This is a genomic window from Geodermatophilus maliterrae, from assembly GCF_041018925.1.
Lineage (GTDB): Bacteria > Actinomycetota > Actinomycetes > Mycobacteriales > Geodermatophilaceae > Geodermatophilus > Geodermatophilus maliterrae.
The window spans coordinates 22211-38785 of record NZ_JBFNXQ010000030.1 but is presented as its reverse complement, the minus strand read 5'-3'; the positions used below and the strand labels follow the sequence as shown (position 1 = coordinate 38785).

The 16575-nt window shown below is 75.5% G+C and carries 14 protein-coding genes; 2 read left to right on the top strand and 12 right to left on the bottom strand.

The window, feature by feature from the left end; genetic code table 11:
• Positions 1 to 52 precede the first annotated feature (52 nt).
• The 3 genes from ppdK to dusB all read right to left on the bottom strand — a co-directional run bounded on the left by ppdK (position 53) and on the right by dusB (position 4744).
• Positions 53 to 2764 carry a pyruvate, phosphate dikinase gene (gene ppdK / locus ABQ292_RS11470; RefSeq protein WP_369206356.1) on the bottom strand — a complete coding sequence of 904 codons (2712 nt, stop codon included), beginning with the start codon at positions 2762 to 2764 and terminating at the stop codon, positions 53 to 55.
• A gap of 373 nt (positions 2765 to 3137) precedes the next feature.
• A complete protein-coding gene (locus ABQ292_RS11465; RefSeq protein ID WP_369206354.1) occupies positions 3138 to 3593 on the bottom strand; it encodes an Rv0361 family membrane protein in 456 nt (151 codons plus the stop codon).
• Entirely contained in the window at positions 3590 to 4744 is a 1155-nt protein-coding gene (gene dusB / locus ABQ292_RS11460; RefSeq protein WP_369206352.1) for a tRNA dihydrouridine synthase DusB, read from the bottom strand. The genes ABQ292_RS11465 and dusB overlap by 4 nt, the downstream gene beginning before the upstream one ends.
• A gap of 119 nt (positions 4745 to 4863) precedes the next feature.
• Here dusB and ABQ292_RS11455 point away from each other — a divergent pair, with 119 nt between their 5' ends.
• A complete protein-coding gene (locus ABQ292_RS11455; RefSeq protein ID WP_369206350.1) occupies positions 4864 to 6078 on the top strand; it encodes a glycosyltransferase family 9 protein in 1215 nt (404 codons plus the stop codon).
• On the opposite strand, the gene ABQ292_RS11450 is transcribed toward ABQ292_RS11455, so the two are convergent.
• The 3 genes from ABQ292_RS11450 to ABQ292_RS11440 form a co-directional block, all read right to left on the bottom strand.
• On the bottom strand, positions 6048 to 7451 hold the full coding sequence (locus tag ABQ292_RS11450) for a glycine--tRNA ligase (RefSeq protein WP_369206348.1): 1404 nt from the start codon (positions 7449 to 7451) through the stop codon (positions 6048 to 6050). The genes ABQ292_RS11455 and ABQ292_RS11450 overlap by 31 nt on opposite strands.
• Positions 7452 to 7549: 98 nt before the next feature.
• Positions 7550 to 8620 carry a hypothetical protein gene (locus ABQ292_RS11445; RefSeq protein WP_369206346.1) on the bottom strand — a complete coding sequence of 357 codons (1071 nt, stop codon included), beginning with the start codon at positions 8618 to 8620 and terminating at the stop codon, positions 7550 to 7552.
• Between the two features lie 90 nt (positions 8621 to 8710).
• Positions 8711 to 8989, bottom strand: coding sequence for an antibiotic biosynthesis monooxygenase (locus ABQ292_RS11440; protein ID WP_369206344.1), 279 nt, complete (start codon positions 8987 to 8989; stop codon positions 8711 to 8713).
• Positions 8990 to 9205: 216 nt separating this feature from the next.
• Here ABQ292_RS11440 and ABQ292_RS11435 point away from each other — a divergent pair, with 216 nt between their 5' ends.
• Complete coding sequence (locus ABQ292_RS11435) at positions 9206 to 11014, top strand: serine/threonine-protein kinase (protein WP_369206342.1); 1809 nt, start codon at positions 9206 to 9208, stop codon at positions 11012 to 11014.
• 6 nt (positions 11015 to 11020) lie between these two features.
• On the opposite strand, the gene ABQ292_RS11430 is transcribed toward ABQ292_RS11435, so the two are convergent.
• The 6 genes from ABQ292_RS11430 to era form a co-directional block, all read right to left on the bottom strand.
• Complete coding sequence (locus ABQ292_RS11430; protein ID WP_369206340.1) at positions 11021 to 11866, bottom strand: protein kinase domain-containing protein; 846 nt, start codon at positions 11864 to 11866, stop codon at positions 11021 to 11023.
• 339 nt (positions 11867 to 12205) lie between these two features.
• Positions 12206 to 13714, bottom strand: a complete 1509-nt coding sequence (locus tag ABQ292_RS11425) for an FHA domain-containing protein (RefSeq protein WP_369206338.1) — start codon at positions 13712 to 13714, stop codon at positions 12206 to 12208.
• Positions 13714 to 13890, bottom strand: a complete 177-nt coding sequence (locus ABQ292_RS11420) for a hypothetical protein (protein WP_369206336.1) — start codon at positions 13888 to 13890, stop codon at positions 13714 to 13716. The genes ABQ292_RS11425 and ABQ292_RS11420 overlap by 1 nt, the downstream gene beginning before the upstream one ends.
• 101 nt (positions 13891 to 13991) lie before the next feature.
• Positions 13992 to 14753, bottom strand: coding sequence for an isoprenyl transferase (locus tag ABQ292_RS11415; protein ID WP_369206334.1), 762 nt, complete (start codon positions 14751 to 14753; stop codon positions 13992 to 13994).
• Positions 14746 to 15537, bottom strand: a complete 792-nt coding sequence (gene recO / locus ABQ292_RS11410; RefSeq protein ID WP_369206332.1) for a DNA repair protein RecO — start codon at positions 15535 to 15537, stop codon at positions 14746 to 14748. Before recO ends, ABQ292_RS11415 begins: the two co-directional genes overlap by 8 nt.
• Positions 15538 to 16464, bottom strand: a complete 927-nt coding sequence (gene era / locus ABQ292_RS11405; RefSeq protein ID WP_369206330.1) for a GTPase Era — start codon at positions 16462 to 16464, stop codon at positions 15538 to 15540. It lies immediately after the preceding gene.
• Positions 16465 to 16575 lie beyond the last annotated feature (111 nt).

Sequence of the window (16575 nt, the reverse complement as noted above, 5' to 3'; positions counted from 1 at the left end):
ACGGGCTCCTGGCCGCAGCCGGTTGCCCGACGGGGCGTGCCGCGCCCGGCGCTCAGGAGTCGGCGCGGCCCCCGCCGAGCGCCGCCCGGCCGGCCTCCAGCCGGGCCACCGGCACCCGGAACGGCGAGCAGGAGACGTAGTCCAGCCCCACCTCGTGGAAGAAGTGCACCGAGTCCGGGTCGCCGCCGTGCTCGCCGCAGACGCCGAGCTTGAGGTCCGGCCGCGCCGACCGGCCCTCCTCGACGCCGATCTGCACGAGCCGGCCGACGCCGGGCAGGTCCAGGGACTCGAACGGCGAGACGCCGAAGATGCCCTTGTCCAGGTAGGCGTGGAAGAACGCGGCCTCCACGTCGTCCCGGGAGAAGCCCCAGGTCATCTGGGTCAGGTCGTTGGTGCCGAAGGAGAAGAACTCCGCCGACGAGGCGAGCTCCGCGGCGGTCAGCGCGGCCCTCGGCACCTCGATCATCGTGCCGATGAGGACGTCGAGCTCGGCGCCGCACTCCTCGAACACCGCGGCGAGCACCTGCTCCGACTCCTCGCGGATGGCCTCCAGCTCCTGCACCGCCCCGACCAGCGGGATCATGATCTCCGGCCGCGGGTCGCCGCCGGCCGCCTTGCGCTCGCAGGCCGCCTCGGCGATGGCCCGCACCTGCATGGCGAACAGGCCCTTGACCACCAGCCCGAGCCGGACGCCGCGCAGCCCGAGCATCGGGTTCTGCTCGTGCAGCCGGCGGACCGCGGCCAGCAGCCGCAGGTTGCCCTCGTCCGGGTGGCCCTGTGCCTCGGCGACCGCCACCCGTACCGACAGGTCGGTGAGGTCGGGGAGGAACTCGTGCAGCGGCGGGTCGAGCAGCCGCACCGTCACCGGCAGCCCGTCCATCACCTCGAAGATCTCCAGGAAGTCCTGCTTCTGCAGCGGCGCCAGCGCGTCGAGGGCCTGCTGCTTGCCCTCGTCGTCCTCGGCCAGGATCAGCTTCTCCACCAGCTGCCGCCGGTCGCCGAGGAACATGTGCTCGGTCCGGCACAGGCCGATCCCCCGGGCGCCGAAGCGGCGGGCGCGGGCGGAGTCCTCGGGGGTGTCGGCGTTGGTGCGCACGTCCAGCCGCCGCGCCCCGTCGGCGTGGGCGAGGATCCGGTGCACGCTGCGCACCAGGTCGTCGGCGTCGGCGGACTCCGGGTCGATCTCGCCCTCGAAGTAGCGGACGACGGCGGAGGCCTCGACCGGCACCTCGCCGAGCCACACCCGTCCGGTGGATCCGTCGATCGAGATGACGTCGCCCTCCTCGACCACCTGGCCGCCGGGTGCGGTGAACCGCTTGGCTTTGGTGTCGACCTGCAGCTCCTCGGCGCCGCAGACGCAGGTCTTGCCCATGCCGCGGGCGACGACGGCGGCGTGCGAGGTCTTGCCGCCGCGGCTGGTCAGGACGCCCTCGGCGGCGATCATCCCGGAGAGGTCGTCGGGGTTGGTCTCCCGCCGGACGAGGACCACCTTCTCCCCCCGGTCGGCCCACTGGACGGCGACCTCCGAGGAGAACACCGCCCTGCCCACGGCAGCGCCCGGCGAGGCGTTCATGCCCTGGGTGAGCTGGGTGGCGTCCCCGCCGGAGACGAACCGCGGGAACATCAGCTGGCCCAGCTGCTCGCCGGTGACCCGCCGGACCGCCTCGTCCATGTCGATGAGGCCCTCGTCGACCAGCTGGGTGGCGATGCGGAAGGCCGCGGCCGCCGTCCGCTTGCCGACGCGGGTCTGCAGCATCCAGAGCTTGTTGCGCTCGACGGTGAACTCGATGTCGCACAGGTCGCGGTAGTGCGACTCGAGGGTGCTCATGATCGACCGCAGCTCGCGGTAGGCGCCCTCGTCGATCCGCTCGAGGTCGGGCAGCGGCACGGTGTTGCGGATGCCGGCGACGACGTCCTCCCCCTGCGCGTTCTGCAGGTAGTCGCCGTACACCCCCTGCTCGCCGGTGCCCGGGTCGCGGGTGAAGGCGACGCCGGTGCCGGAGTCCATGCCGAGGTTGCCGAAGACCATGGCGACGACGTTGACCGCGGTGCCGGCGTCGCTGGGGATGCGCTCGCGGCGGCGGTAGATGATCGCCCGGTCGGAGTTCCAGGAGTCGAAGACGGCGTTGATCGCCAGGTCCAGCTGCTCGCGCGGGTCCATGGGGAAGTCGCGGCCGCACTGCTCGCGCACGACGGCCTTGAACCGGCCGACGACGTCCTCGAGGTGCTCGGCGTCGAGGTCCAGGTCGAGATCGGTGCCCTGCTCGCGCTTGACCTCGTCGAGGGCGTGCTCGAACAGCTCGCCGTCGATGTCGAGGACGGTCTTGCCGAACATCTGGATCAGCCGGCGGTAGGAGTCCCACGCGAAGCGCTCGCTGCCGGACTGGGCGGCCAGCCCGCGGACCGACTCGTCGTTGAGGCCGACGTTGAGGACGGTCTCCATCATCCCGGGCATCGACGCCGCGGCTCCCGACCGCACCGACACCAGCAGCGGGTCCTCCGGGTCGCCGAGGGTCTTGCCCATCGCCTTCTCCAGCGCGGTCAGGTGCTCGGTCACCTGGTCGCCGAGGTCGGGCGGGGTGCTGCCGTGCTCGAGGTAGAAGCGGCAGGCGTCGGTGGTGATGGTGAACCCGGGCGGCACCGGCAGGCCCAGGTTGGTCATCTCCGCGAGGTTGGCCCCCTTGCCACCGAGGAGGTCCTTCTGCTCCTTGCTGCCCTCGCTGAAGTCGTAGACCCAGGTGGCCGTCCCGGTACCGCTGCCCACCGTGCACCTCCGCGCTCGTCCGCCGGCTGACCGTCCGCCTGCCGGGGACGGCGCCCCGGGGTCCCCCGTCCGCCGCCCCGGCGAGCACGGCTCCGAGTGCCGCGTCAGGTAGACGTCTCATACGTCCGCTCGGAACCAGACAGCGATCGTGGCGCACCGGCCGGGGACACGCCAGACCCGGCGGCCACCGGAGGGTGCGCAGGTGCGCGGACCACCCGGGCGGGTGTCGGGCGGGGAGGGGCGGCCGGCCAGGGAGGTCAGCCGACGACCAGGGAGCCGACGACGGCGAAGGCGGTGGTCAGCAGGCGGACCAGGATCGGGCGGACCAGGATCCGGACGCGGCTCGCTGGTGCCGGCGCCGACGGTCCGGGGATCAGCCGGCGGGGGTGGAGCCGCAGACCTTCGGGCCGTTCTCGAGCACCACGGTCACCGTCGTCTCGGTGCTCGTGCCGCCCTCGTCCCACCGGACGAGGACCTCCCGGACGTCCGTGCCGTCGACCTCGCCGGCGGTGACGTCCTCGATCCGCGCGGTCCCGGGCTGCGCGTACGCGGCGGCGGTCTCCTCCGCCTCGCCGCGGTCGCGCTCGGACTGGCACAGCAGCCCGCCGGCGGTCTCGGTGTCCCCCGCGTCGAGGGCGGCGAGGAAGACGCCGACCACCTCCCGGGCCTGCTCCTCACCGCTGCCCTTGACCAGCGGGAGGGCGAGCACCGCGGCCACGCCGACCACCACCGTGCCGCCGAAGATGCCGAGGACCAGGCCGTTGCGGCGCCGCGGCGTGCCGGTGTGCAGCGCCTCGGGGTCCTCGTCGTACAGGTACGGGCCGCTCATCCGCCGCTCGTCTCCAGCTCGGCGCCGGCCGGCGGGCGGGGGTCGTCGCGGTCGGCCAGCCAGCCCTCGGGCAGGGCGACCGGGCGCGGGCTGCTGGTGCGGCCGCGGGGCCCGCCGAGGACCGCCGCCGGGTAGGGCTGGTCCTCGATCCGGTCGAGCAGCCCGGCCAGCTCGTCGAGGGAGCTGACCATCGCCAGCGCCCGGCGGACGTCGGAGCCGACCGAGAACCCCTTGAGGTACCAGGCGACGTGCTTGCGGAAGTCGGTGCAGCCGTGCAGCTCGCCCTGCCCCTCCGAGAGCAGCTGCGCGTGCCGGTACGCGACCGCGGCCACCTCGCGCAGGGTCGGCAGCGCGCGGCGGGGCTCCCCGGCGAAGGCGGCGGCCAGGTCCCCGAACAGCCAGGGCCGGCCCAGGCAGCCGCGGCCGATCACGACGCCGGCGCACCCGGTCCGCGCCACCAGCCGCAGGGCGTCGTCGGCCTCCCAGACGTCGCCGTTGCCGAGCACCGGGATGTCGACGGTCTCGACCAGCCGCGCGATCGGCGCCCAGTCGGCGGTGCCGCTGTAGAGCTGGTCGGCGGTGCGGCCGTGCAGGGTGATCGCCGCGGCGCCCTCGTCCTGGGCGATCCGGCCGGCGTCGAGGTAGGTGACGTGGTCGGCGTCGATGCCGATGCGCGTCTTGACCGTGACCGGCACGTCGCGGGCAGCCCGGACGGCGGCGCGCACGATGTCGCGGAAGAGCACCCGACGCCACGGCAGCGCCGACCCGCCGCCCTTGCGCGTCACCTTGGGCACCGGGCAGCCGAAGTTCAGGTCGACGTGCGCCGGGCGGGTGCCGGCGACCTCCTCGTCGACGAGCATCTCCACCGCCCGCCCGACGGTGGCCGGGTCGACGCCGTAGAGCTGGACGGAGAAGCCGGCGGCCGCCTCCTCGGGCGTCGCCCGGATCATCCGCAGCGTCCTCTCGTTGCGCTCGACGAGCGCCCGCGTGGTGATCATCTCGCAGACGTAGAGACCGGCGCCGAACTCGCGGCACAGCGTGCGGAACGCGGGGTTGGTGATCCCGGCCATCGGCGCGAGCACCACCGCCGGGTCCACGGTGAGCGGCCCGAGCCGCAGCGGGGCGACCGCCGGCGCCAGGGTGCTCGTCACGTCGTCCAGGGTAGGTGGCCGCACCCGGTGGCCGGGGTCACCCGCGGGAGGGCCCGCCGCATGGACGCCGTCCCCACTGGGCAGGTCGGGGTCCGTTTCCCGAGTGCAGGAGGACACGCGTGCCGAGGTCGCCCGCCCCGCTCGGGACCGCCGGTGACCTCGTCCCGGACGTCGCGCGCATCGCCGTCCTGCGGGCCAACTGGCTCGGCGACCTGGTGCTGACGCTGCCGGCGCTGGCCGCCCTGCGCGCGGCCTACCCCGACGCCGAGATGACCTACCTCGGCGCACCCTGGCACCCCGACCTCATGGACGGGCGCCCCGGCCCGTGGGACCGGGTGGTCGTCGTCCCGCCGTGGCCCGGCGTGCGCGACGCACCCGGCGCGGCGCGGGACAGCGCGGAGGTCCGCCGTTTCCTGGCCGCCCAGCGGCGGGAGGGCTACGACCTGGCGCTGCAGCTGCACGGCGGCGGGGGCAACTCCAACCCGTTCGTGGCCGGCCTCGGCGCCCGGGTGACCGCCGGCGCCCGCGACACCGGTGCCCCCGCCCTCGACCGCTGGCTGCCGTACGCGCACGAACAGCACGAGGTGCTGCGCTGCCTCGAGGTGGTCGGCCTGGTCGGCGCCGCGCCGGTGACGCTCGAGCCGCGGCTGGCCGTCACGCCCGAGGACGCCGCGGCCGCCGCCGGGGTGCTGCCGCCGGGCCCGGAACCGCTGGTGGCGCTGCACGCCGGGGCGAACGACCCGCGGCGCCGCTGGCCCGCGGCGTCCTTCGCCGCGCTCGCCGGCGTCCTGGCCGGCGAGGGGGCGCGGGTGGCGCTCGTCGGCTCCGGGGACGACGACCGCCGCGCGGCCGACGCCATCCGCGCGGCGACGGCGGCTCCCCTGATCGACCTCGTCGGCCGGCTGTCGCTGGGCGCGCTGGCCGGCGTCCTCGCCCGCTGCCGGCTGGTGGTCGCCAACGACTCCGGGCCGCGGCACCTCGCCGAGGCGGTGGGGACGGCGACGGTCGGCGTCTTCCTGCAGCGCAACCTGCTCAACGCCGGGCCGCTGACCCGGCGGCGGCACCGCGTGGCCGTCTCGACCGGCACCGACTGCCCGGTCTGCGGCACCGACCAGAGCCGGTCGCGGTGCGGGCACGACCGGTCACTGGTCTCCGGGGTCCCGGTCGCGACCGTGCTGGCCGCCGCCCTCGACCTGCTCGAGGACGGCGGCCCCGCCGTCTCCCCCGCCGCCACGGCGTCGGTGCGCCTGGTGTGCACTTCCGCGGATCTGCACGATGCAGATCCGCGGAAGTGCACGGAGGGTCAGCAGCCGGGCAGGCGCGCGGCCAGGTAGGTCTCCACCTGGTCCAGGGCGATCCGCTCCTGGCCCATCGAGTCCCGCTCCCGGACCGTCACCGCTTGGTCCTCGAGGGTGTCGAAGTCGACGGTCAGGCAGAACGGCGTGCCCACCTCGTCCTGGCGGCGGTAGCGGCGGCCGATCGCACCGGCGTCGTCGAAGTCGACGTTCCAGTTGCGTCGCAGCTGCGCGGCGAGGTCGCGTGCCTTGGGCGAGAGGTCGGCGTTGCGGGACAGCGGCAGGACGGCGGCCTTGACCGGCGCCAGCCGCGGGTCGAGCCGCAGCACCGTGCGGGTGTCGACGCCGCCCTTGGCGTTGGGGGCCTGGTCCTCGGTGTAGGCCTCGACGAGGAACGCCATCAGCGAGCGCGTGAGCCCGGCTGCCGGCTCGATGACGTAGGGCGTCCAGCGGGTGTTGCTCGCCTGGTCGAAGTAGGACAGGTCCACGCCGGAGTGCTCGGTGTGGGTGGACAGGTCGAAGTCCGTCCGGTTGGCGATGCCCTCGAGCTCGCCCCACTCCGAGCCCTGGAAGCCGAAGCGGTACTCGATGTCGACGGTGCGCTTGGAGTAGTGCGACAGCTTCTCCTTCGGGTGCTCGAAGTGCCGCAGGTTGTCCGGCGAGATCCCCAGGTCGGTGTACCAGCGGGTGCGCTCGTCGATCCAGTACTGGTGCCACTCCTCGTCGCTGCCCGGCTCGACGAAGAACTCCATCTCCATCTGCTCGAACTCGCGGGTGCGGAAGACGAAGTTGCCCGGCGTGATCTCGTTGCGGAACGACTTGCCGATCTGGCCGATGCCGAACGGCGGCTTCTTCCGCGCCGCGCCCATGACGTTGGCGAAGTTGACGAAGATGCCCTGCGCGGTCTCCGGGCGCAGGTAGTGCAGCCCCGACTCGTCCTCGACGGGGCCGAGGTAGGTCTTCAGCATCATGTTGAAGTCGCGCGGCTCGGTCCACTGACCCGTGACGCCGCAGTTCGGGCAGGCGATGTCGGCCAGGCCGTTCTCCGGCAGGCGACCCTTCCTCGCCTCGAAGTCCTCCTCGAGGTGGTCGGCCCGGAAGCGCTTGTGGCAGTTCTGGCACTCGGTCAGCGGGTCGGTGAAGACGCCGACGTGGCCGGAGGCGACCCACGTCTGGCGCGGCAGGATCACCGAGGAGTCGAGGCCGACGACGTCGTCGCGGCGCTGGACGACGGTGCGCCACCACTGCCGCTTGATGTTCTCCTTGAGCTCGACGCCCAGGGGCCCGTAGTCCCAGGCGGAGCGGGTGCCGCCGTAGATCTCACCGGAGGGGAAGACGAACCCCCGGCGCTTGCAGAGGTTGACCACCTTGTCGAGGCGGGCGGGGTCGTGCGAGGTGGTGCTGGCGCTCACGGGCTGAGGGCTCCATCCGGCTGGCGGTCGGCGGGTTGACCTGCCCACGGTAGTCGGCCCGCCGGCGGGCCCCGCCCGGTCCGCTCGGGACGGTCCGCTCAGGACGCGGTGTAGCCGCACACGGCGGGCCGGCCCCCCTCGGCGACCACCGTGACGACGAACTCGCGCGACGAGCCGTCCTCGAGCGTCACCGCGAAGACCACCTCGTCGACGTCGCCGGCCGGAGCCGCGTCGGTGGCCTGGCCCTCGGCGATGCGCCCGCCGAGGAAGGTCTCGAAGTCCGCCTGCAGCGCGGCCGGGTCCGGGAACTGGGCCTGCCCGTCGGTACACAGGCCGGCGTAGGCGGCGTCCGCGTCCCCGTTGACCAGCGACTGCACCCAGCCGGCGGCGAACTCCGGGCTGCCGGGCACGGTCAGCGGGCCGCCGCTGTCGCTGCCGCCACCGCTCGGCGTCGCCGCGCCACCACCGAAGCCCCCGCCGCCGGACGGCGACGCGGGCGAGGAGGTGGACGTCGGGCTCGCCGAGCCCGAGGAGGGGGACGGCGAGGAGGTCGCGGTGGCCGACGACGGCGCGGCGACGTCGGCGCCGGGGTCGTCGCGACCGAGGAGGACGACGGCCAGCACGCCCCCGCCGACCAGCAGGACGACGAGTGCGACGAGGAGGCCGACCAGCAGTCCGCGGCGCTTCTTCCTCGGCGGCGGGGTGCCGTACCCGGGCGCTCCGTACGGGGGTCCACCGGAGCCGGGCGGTCCGAAGCCGGGCTGCCCGTAGCCGGGGCCGCCGTAGCCGGGGCCGCCGCCGTAGCCGGGGCCGCCGCCGTAGCCGGGCCCGGGTGGGCCGTAGCCGGGGCCGCCGGGACCGGGCCGGCCCCAGTCCGGCTGCCCGCCGGGGCCGGGACCGTACGGGCCGGGCCGGCCGGGCTGGGCGGGGAACGATCCGGTGCCCGGAGCCCCGCCGGGCTGACCGCCGGGACCTCCGGGCTGTCCGCCGACGGCACCCACCCGTAGGGTCGGGTCGCGCTGCTCGGGCGGTCCGGGCAACCGGTCGGTCGGCTGGTCGGGCGGTAGCTGCGGCGGAGGCGGCGGCGTCGGCCGGCCGGGCACGGGGGGCAGGTGCAGCTCCCGGGTGCGGTCGACCGGCGTCCCGTCGTCCTGCGGCGGCTGGCTCATCGCGCCCGTCCTCCCGGCTGCCGGAGTCCTGTCCGACGCAGGCTACGCACCCGGCGGGGCCGCCCCCAGCCCCCGAGATCGCGCAGGTCCTCATCCCGGTGGGAGGTAGGCCCCGGGCTCGTCGAGCGCGTACACCCAGACCGGCGCCCCGGCGATCTTCACCTCCGCGGCCGACAGCGCCCGGCGGTAGGCGCCGACCCCGTCCCAGCGGGTGACCAGCGCCCACAGGGACGGGTCCTCGGCGGCCTGCCCGACCTCGCCGCCGCGCCAGCCGGGCCGGGCGGCGAGTGCGGCCAGCAGACCGTCGGCGGCGGCCCGCAGCTCCGCGCCGTCGTCCGGGGGCACCCGCAGCCGGGTCACCGCGAACACCGCACCTCCCGGGGGTGCGCCGGGCAGCGCCGGGGCGGGGGGCCGTCGGGTCGTCGTCTCCGCACAGCCGTCCACTCTGCGCGCCGGCCGGGAGGTGCGCGCACCGTGGCCGGGGCGCTGTTCGGGGTCGGTCGCCGTCCCTAGACTCCGCCGACGACCAGCACCCGGCGCCGGCTCCGGCGAGCGCCCGGGGTGGCGGTACACGGAGGAACACCGGTGGAACTGCAACAGTTCGGCGCCTATCGCATCGAGGCGCTGCTCGGCCGCGGCGGCATGGGCGAGGTGTACCGCGCCTTCGACACCGAGCACGACCGGACGGTCGCCCTCAAGGTCCTCTCCGAGCACCTCGCGGCGGACCAGGGGTACCGGGAGCGCTTCCGGCGGGAGGCCCACCTGGCCGCCCGGCTCAACGAGCCGCACATCGTCCCGATCCACCGCTACGGCGAGATCGACGGCCGGCTGTTCCTCGACATGCGGCTGGTGCCCGGGCGCGACGTCGCGGCGGTGCTCGCCGAGGAGGGGCCGATGGACCCCCGCCGCGCGGTGTCGATCGTGAGTCAGACCGCGCGGGCGCTGGACGCCGCGCACGCCGACGGCCTGGTGCACCGCGACGTCAAGCCGTCCAACGTGCTGCTGACCGGCTCCGGCGAGGACGAGTTCGTCTACCTGGTCGACTTCGGCATCGCCCGGTCCACGACGGACTCGCAGGGACCCTCGCTGACCCGGACCGGCGCCGCGCTCGGGTCGTTCGACTACATGGCGCCGGAGCGCTTCCTCGAGCAGCCGATCGACCGGCGGGTCGACGTCTACGCGCTGGCCTGCGTGCTCTTCGAGTGCCTCACCGCCCGCCGGCCGTTCACCGGCGACGGGCTGGCCACCCTCATGTACGCCCACCTCAACACCACGCCGCAGCCGCCCTCGGTGCTGCGGCCGGGCGTGCCGCGGGCACTCGACGACGTCGTCCTCAAGGGCATGGCCAAGGAGCCCGACGAGCGGTACCCGACGTGCGGCGAGCTGGCCGCGGCCGCGCGGGCGGCGCTGGCCGCGGGCGGTGTGACGCCGCGGACGGAGGCCGCACCCCCGACGTCGGTCACCCCGCTGCCGTTCCGCCCGCAGGTCGTCGGCCTCCCCCCGACCAGCGCCCCGGCCGGTCACGCGGCCGGGTACGGGCCGTCCGCCCCCGGCGTCCCGGCCGGCTACGGGCCGCCGTCGGGCCCCGGCGTCGCGGCGGGGTACGGGCCGCCGTCGTACCCGGGGGTCCCCACCGTCCACCGCCCACCGTCGCACCCCGGCGCCCTCTACGGACCGCCCCCGGGTCCCGGGTTCGGGGTCCAGGGCCCCGGCCACCCGCCGCCCGGCGGCGCCTCGCCGTCGGGGCGGCGCCGGCGCAACCGGCTGCCGCTGGTCCTCGCCGGGGTCGCGGCGCTGCTGGTGCTCGTCGTGGTCGCGGTGGTGGCGCTGACCACCCGCGGCGACGACCCGGTCGACACCGCTGCCGACGAGGGCAGCACGCCGGCCACCGGCACGGACGCCGGCGGGACGGCCGGTGGCGGCCAGGGCGACCCGGATCCCGAGCAGCACCTGCTCGGGATCCTGCCGGCGGACTTCGACACCACGACCTGCGAGACGACCGATCCCGGTGGCGACGGGGACCTGGCCGCCGTCGCCTGCGGTGCAGCACTGACCCAGCCCGGCCCTCAGGCCGCCGCCTTCTACCTCTACGAGGACGGCGACGCGGTCGACCAGGTGTTCCTCGACGACGTGGCGGGACAGCGCCTGGACGAGCTGACCGACACCGACTGCCCCGACGCCCACGGCCACCGGCAGTACGCCGGGCCCGGCGAGCAGACGGCCGGCCGGGTCGCCTGCTGGGTGGACGACGACGGCGATGCCAACCTGATCTGGACCCAGAACGACGTCGCCGCGGAGGCGCTGGTGGTCATCCCCGGCGGTGGGGAGTCCGGTCTGGCCGACCTGTGGGCGTGGTGGAACGACGCGAGCCTGAGCGACTTCCGTCCCCGCTGAGGCCGGTCACACCCGGGCGGCGCCCAGGGCCGCGGCGGCCAGCCGGTCGAGCCGCGTGGCCACCCGCTCGGCCGTGGCAGGCCGCTGTCCCACCGGCGCCAGGCACGCGGAGACCAGCGCCGCCTCCTCCTCGGTGAGCCCCGGACTGATCGCCGGCTCGGCGCTCATGACCCGGCGGATGGCCAGCAGGGGGTCGCCGTCGGGCAGCTCGCCGTAGAGCCCGGTGCCGGTGAGCGCCCGGTTGAGGGTGGCGCCGAGCGCGTAGACCTCCGTGGCCCGCGACGGCCGCTCACCGCGCAGCAGCGCCGGGTCGAGGTACTCGACCGAGGCGGCGCCGGCCATGCCGGTCAGCGTGACGCCGGGGGCCAGGTAGCGGGCCAGTCCGAGGTCGGAGAGCTTGCCGCCGTCCTCGGTGAGCAGGACGTTGGCCGGCTTGATGTCGCCGTGGGTGAGGCCGGCCTCGTGCAGGGCGTGCGCGGCGTGGGCGGCGTGCGCCACCGCGCGCAGCACCTCGCCGCGGCTCAGCGGCCGGGCCGGGGCGGCCAGCGAGCCGAGCGGGCAGTACTCCATCGCGTACAGGAAGCTGTCCTGCAGCACGGCGTCGTAGACCCGCACCAGGTAGGGCGAGGCCACCTGGGCGAAGGCGCGCAGCTCACGCACCCCCCGCTCGTAGGCCTGCTCGCTGTGGCTGCCGGTGAAGACCTTGACCGCGACGTACTCGTCGGGCAGGCCGAGGCGGGCCGGGGGGCGGGCCAGGTAGAAGCGGCCGTTGTTGCCCTCACCCAGCACCCGGACCACCTGGTAGTCCGCGATGGTGGCAGGCGCCGCGCCCACCAGGCCGACGGCATCCATCCACGTCCTCCTGAGCTGTTCCGTCCCCGGACCGCCCGGGACGCCGCGGTGCGGCAGCGCGTCAGTGTGCCGGGACGGTGGCCCTCCCGGAACCCGTTGCCGCCCGCCGTCGAGGGTCCGTCGCGGCACGCGCGCGGACCCCCTGCGCGCCTGCCGGCGTCGCCGGCACCATCGGGCGGACCCGGCGGACCGGAGCCCACGGGCTCCTCGCCCGACCGCCCGGGAGGACTCCTCCTCCACCGGGTCGTGCTCTGCTCGCGCCCGCGGACCAGAGCACGACGTCCCGCGGTACCTCCTGCGGCGGGGCCGGGGCCGCCGCCTCCCGTGCCGGGTGGCACCTCAGGACCCGCCGTGCGGCGACTCGAAGGCGATCTGCCGCCCGCCCATGCGGACGGCGGTGCCCGGGGTCAGCCGGACCGGCTGGCCGGGTACCAGGGAGGACCAGCTGGTCGCCCCGCGCGGGGCGACCAGCGTGCCGTTGGCCGAGCCGGTGTCGACCAGCAGCACGTCCCACCCCTCGAGGCGGATCTCGGCGTGGTGCCGGCTGACGCCACCGGTCCGGTCGGCCACCAGCAGGGGCCGGAGCCGACCGGAGGCGACCCGCTCGTCGGTCTCCGGCTCGCGGCCCAGCAGGTAGTCCGTGTCGAGGCTGACCGTGGCGCCGTCGTCGAAGACCAGCAGCCCCAGCGGCGGGCGGTGTCCCTCCACGAGCACCGCGGTCTGCTGCGGCGTGGGGATGCCGCACAGGGCGCAGGAGCCGGCCCGCGGGTCGTTGAGGTGCCCGTTCCCGCAGAGCACGCCCTTGACCGTGGCGCGGTCGTCCTGGGGCTCCGCGGCCGGGGACTCCGTCGACTCGTCGGCGCCGACGGTCGGCAGCGGCTCCCGGGCCGGCTCGGACTCGACCGCGTCGCCGAACAGCAGCGCCCACCTCTTCGGCGGCGGCAGCTCGGCCGGCGCGGGAGGAGCCGGCTCGGCTGCGACCGGGGTCTGGGGACCGTCGTGGTCCCCGTGGCCGTGCCCGGCGTCGTCCCCGTGACCGTGGTGCGCGGGCTCGGCCGGCGCCGGTCCCGTGACCGGCGGCGTCCCCGCGACCGGCCGCGCGGGCCGCGGCGGTGGCGGGGGCGGCAGCGGGGTGAGCGCGTGCGGGGCGGGCAGGCGCAGCTGCGTCGTGCCCGTCGGCGCCGGACCGGTGACCGACGGCGCCGGGGCCGGGGCGAGCACGGCGGCCGCCCCCGGGACGGCGCCGGCCTCCAGGTCGGCCAGCGGGTGCGGCGCGGTGTCGGCGGTCGAGCCGGCCGACAGGTGCAGCGCGGCCGGTGGCCACGTGACGAAGCGGTCCAGGACCAGCGTCCCGTCGTCGAGCCGTTCCCCCTGCGCCGGCGTCAGCCGCAGGCCCAGGTCGGGCACCTCGGCGCTGCCGCCGCCGGTGAGGACCAGCGCCAGCCCGTCCTCGGTCGCCGCGGCGACCGCGAACGACGGCGGGTCGGCGAGCGTGCCCAGCCAGCTGCGCAGCTCCTCGTGCAGCCGTCGTCCCGGCGCCCGGCTGCCGGCGGTCGACACCCGCCGGCACAGCGCGACCAGCTCGCCGACGTGCGCGTCCCCGGCCGGGGCGGCGACCGGTGCGACCGGCACCGGCGCGGGCCCCCAGCCGACGAGCGCCGGCTTGGCCGGGGGCGTGGCCGGCCCGGGCGGCCGGGTGGTCACGCCGACCACGAGGAGCACCCCGGGCAGCCGGACGACGAGGTCCTGACCCGGCGCGACCCGGACGGCGACCTGGTCGAACGGCGGCACCGTGACCGGTGCGCCGGTGGCACCGGTCAGGGGCACCGGCGGTGTGGCGACCGACATCAGCTGAGCCTCCCGACGTCGACCCGCCGGTGGACGACCGGGGCGTCGACGACCGGGGTGCCCGCCTCGGCCGGCAGCTGGTCGGTCCAGGAGTCGCCGGCGATCAGCCGGTCGGTGAGGTCACCAGGCTGCGCCGGGGTCCGGGCGTGCCGGGGCGCGATCGTGCTCTCGCTCACGGTGGGGGGTCCGTCCTCGGTCGGGGAGGCGCCACTGTCGGGCGGTGCGCCGGCCCTGTCAACGGATCCCGGCGCGGCTCCCGCGGACCCCTCCGGGGTGCTCAGGCGCTGCCGAAGCGGCGCTGCCGCGAGGCGTACTCCTCGCACGCGGCCCACAGGTGCCGGCGGTCGAAGTCGGGCCAGAGCGTGTCGAGGAAGACCAGCTCGGCGTAGGCCGACTGCCAGAGCAGGAAGTTGCTGGTCCGGTTCTCGCCGGAGCTGCGGACGAACAGGTCGACGTCGGGCATGTCGGGCTCGTCGAGGAAGCGGGCGACGGTGCGCTCGTCGACCTTGGCCGGGTCGAGCCGGCCGGCAGCGGCCTCGCGGGCGATCGCGGCGGCGGCGTCGGCGATCTCGGCGCGGCCGCCGTAGTTCACGCACATGGTGAGCGTGAGGACGTCGTTGTCGCGGGTGAGCTCCTCGGCGACCTCGAGCTCCTTGACCACGCTGCGCCACAGCCGCGGACGGCGCCCGGCCCACCGGACGCGGACGCCGAGCTCGTGCATCTCGTCGCGGCGGCGGCGGATGACGTCGCGGTTGAAGCCCATGAGGAAGCGGACCTCGTCGGGGCTGCGCCGCCAGTTCTCGGTGGAGAAGGCGTAGGCGCTGATCGCCCTGACGCCGAGCTCGATGGCGCCCTCGACGCAGTCGAACAGCGAGGACTCCCCCGCCTCGTGGCCCGCCGTCCGGGGCAGGCCGCGCTGCTCGGCCCAGCGGCCGTTGCCGTCCATCACGATCGCGACGTGCGCCGGCACCCTGTCGGCGGGGATCGACGGCGGCCGCGCGCCCGACGGGTGCGGGTTCGGCGCCCTCACCTCACGCATCGTGCACGAGGCCCGCCTCCCGGCGCGGGGCGACGTCGGAGCGGTCGACCAGAGGCAGCGACCGCAGGCCGCGCTCGAGGTGCCACTGCAGCAGCGCGGCGACCAGCCCGCTGCCCTCGCGCCGCTGCGGGTTCTCGCTGGCCTCGGCGGTGTCCCAGTCGCCGGACAGCAGCGCCTCCAGGTGCCCGATGGTGACCGGGTTGGGCATCGCCGAGCCGGTCGGGCGGCAGGCGGGGCAGACGGAGCCGCCGGCCGGGACGGAGAAGTGCCGGTGCGGGCCCTCGACGCCGCAGCGGGCACAGTCGCCCAGCGCCGGCTCCCACCCCGCCACCGACATGGCCCGCAGCAGGAACGCGTCGAGCACCAGCCCGGCCGGGTGGGTGCGGTCGGACAGCGCCCGCAGGGCGCCGATGACGAGGAGGAACAGCCGCAGGTTCGGCTCCTTCTCCTCCTCCGCCGTCAGCCGGTCGGCGGTCTCGAGCACCGCGGTGCCGGCGGTGTAGGCCGGGTAGTCGCCGGCGATGACCGAGCCGTAGGAGCGCAGCGACTCCGCCTGGCTGACGATGTCGAGGTTCCGCCCGGTGTAGAGCTGCAGGTCGACGTGGCTGAACGGCTCGAGCCGCGCGCCGAACTTGCTCTTGGTGCGGCGCACGCCCTTGGCCACCGCCCGGACCTTGCCGTGGCGGCGGGTGAGGACCGTGACGATCCGGTCGGCCTCCCCCAGCTTCTGGGTGCGCAGGACGACGCCCTCGTCGCGGTACAGCGACTTCGGTGTGGTGCTCACTCAGTACCCGAGCCTGTTCAGCTTCTTGGGGTCGTCCTGCCACTCGCCGAGCACCGTGACGTGCAGGGCCAGGTGCACCCGGGCGCCGAGCAGCGTCTCGATGCCGGGCCGGGCCTCGCTGCCGATCGCCTTGATGACCGACCCGCCCCTGCCGAGCAGCATCGGCTTCTGGCTGGGGCGCTCGCAGTGCAGCAGGGCGTGCACCTCGACCAGCTCGCCGCCGTCCCGCCTGGGGTCGGGGCGGCGGTTCATCTCCTCGATGGTGACGGCCAGGGAGTGCGGCACCTCCTGGAACACCTTCTCGAGGGCGGCCTCGCGGACCAGCTCGGCGATCTGCCGCTCGACGTCCTCGTCGGTGGTCTGCTCCTCCGGGTAGAGCGGCGGTCCCTCGGGGAGCAGTCCGATCAGCAGGTCCTCCAGCAGCTCGACCTGGTCGCCCTCCACGGCGCTCACCGGCACGACCTCGGCGGCCTCGACCAGCCGGCTGGCGGCCATCAGCTGCTCGGCGACCTGCTTCTTGCTCGCGGCGTCGGTCTTGGTCACCACGACGACCACCGGCGTCCTCAGGTCCGTCAACTGGCGGGCGATGTACCGGTCGCCGGTGCCGACCGGCTGGTCGGCGGGGATGCAGAACACGACGACGTCGACCTCGGAGAGGGTGTCGCGCACGACGTCGTTGAGGCGCTGGCCGAGCAGGCTCTTCGGCTTGTGCAGGCCGGGGGTGTCGACGAGGACGAGCTGGCCGGCGGGGCGGTGCACGACGCCGCGGATGGCGTGTCGCGTCGTCTGCGGCCGGTTGCTGACGATGCCGACCTTCTCGCCGACGAGGGCGTTGGTCAGCGTGGTCTTGCCGGCGTTGGGGCGGCCCACCAGACAGGCGAAGCCGCTGCGGTACGGCTGCTGGTCCGGTGAGGTCACGGCGCTCATCCTCCCACTCCCCGGAGACATCCCCGCGGAGGACGGCGGTGATCAGGTGACCTGGTCGTGCGGGGTCCTACCGCACGTCCCACGGTCGGGGAGGACGCTCGACGATCAGGT